General features: G+C 56.6%; 1 protein-coding gene. It reads right to left on the bottom strand.

All coding sequences use genetic code 11. From position 1 onward, the window contains the following. Window positions 1–275 precede the first annotated feature (275 nt). Window positions 276–1,325, bottom strand: a complete 1,050-nt coding sequence (locus ACQKPZ_RS28170) for an IS110 family transposase (RefSeq protein WP_427544556.1) — start codon at window positions 1,323–1,325, stop codon at window positions 276–278. Between the last annotated feature and the right edge of the window lie 128 nt (window positions 1,326–1,453).

Below are 1,453 nucleotides of genomic sequence, written 5' to 3'. Positions count from 1 at the left end.
CAAGGCCGCTCCTATGTATGGACTCGCCCACACTGTCTAATTGCTTTTGAACATAGGAACCCGGTTGCATCTATGTATCAGGCCTATTCGAGGAAGCTTTTCGCTTCTGGCCAACATCGTGGTGAGCTCGCAGAGTGCCGTTTACATTGAGGCCTCTGTATCAGTCCTGTAGGAGCGGAGGCATCAGTCTGCGACGGTCTTACCTAGGGTCAATGTTCACTAGCAGGGGTTGGAGCGCTTAGCGCCCCGGTGGCATTACTCGGTTGATCAGAGGCTCATGCAGCCTCCGAATTGCTGTTCGGTTTGCGTTGATAAACCTTATCACTCTGCAACAAGGCCCAGATAATGCGCAGATTTCGATTAGCCAGTCTGATCGCCGCCTCCTTGCGCCCCAGGCGGGATAGCCAGCGCAAGAGGCGGCGATCGTCTGGCTGATCGGAATCAGGCTTTAACTGACTCAAGACAGCATGTGCGCCCTGAATCATCAAGCTGCGTATGTAGCCGTCACCCCGCTTGCTCATCTTGCCCAATCTGACTTTGTTTCCGCTGCTGTGCTGATCGGGCACGATACCGAAGAAGGCGGAATACATTCGGCCACTGGCAAAGCGACGGGGCTCGGTCTCTTTCGCCACGATCGCGGTGGCAGTGATGGGGCCGACGCCACGGATGGTGATCAGCCGCTGTGCGACTTTATCGTCCTTGGCTGTCGTTTCGAGCCGTTTACTCAACGTCGTAATGCGCTCACCCAGGGATCGCCAGTCAGTCAGCAGCTCATCGAGCACCTCGCGCAACAATTGGGGTAAAGGTAGGGAAGCGTCCTCAAGAACTCGCGGCACATGCTTATTGATCGCGGTATCGCCCTGGGGCATGGAGACGCCATGCTCCATGAGCAAACCACGTATCTGATTACCTATCGAGGTATGCCGCTTGATGCTACCGCGCCGGATACGGTGCAGGGCTTGCACAGCCAGAGCAGTGGTGCTTTTGATCGGTATCGAAGCGATGCTGGTATCGCGACCGGCTCGTAGGATGGCATGAGCGTCGTTACGGTCGTTCTTCGCTCCGCTTCGGTGTTCGGCGACCCGTTGCGCAGGCAGGATGCGGACCGCGTTACCTTTGGCCTGCAGCAACCTGGCCCAGGCCTGTGCACCTGGGCCGCACTCCATCAAGACAGTCACTGTCGCTGGCAGCTTGAGCAGGAAATCATGGAAAGCTTGTCGGGATTTAATGCGATCTTCGTAGATCACACGACCGGTAGCGTCCTCGCCTGCTAACTGGAAGACCTGTTTGGCCAGGTCTACGCAGATCGTTGTGCAAAGCTCCACATCAGTGGAAGACAGGGATTCTTGCTTCGAACTATGCTTTTTCATGGTCTCGCCCTCGCTGCCGTTGGCTTCTTCGAACGCCACCGTGGCACTGTGATGCCTCGGCGGGGGCGAGTCCATCGATTACA

Source organism: Pseudomonas sp. NPDC089547 (genome assembly GCF_050280665.1).
Lineage (GTDB): Bacteria > Pseudomonadota > Gammaproteobacteria > Pseudomonadales > Pseudomonadaceae > Aquipseudomonas.
The sequence above is the reverse complement of the archived record's forward strand: the minus strand, read 5'-3'. Positions and strand labels throughout refer to the sequence as shown.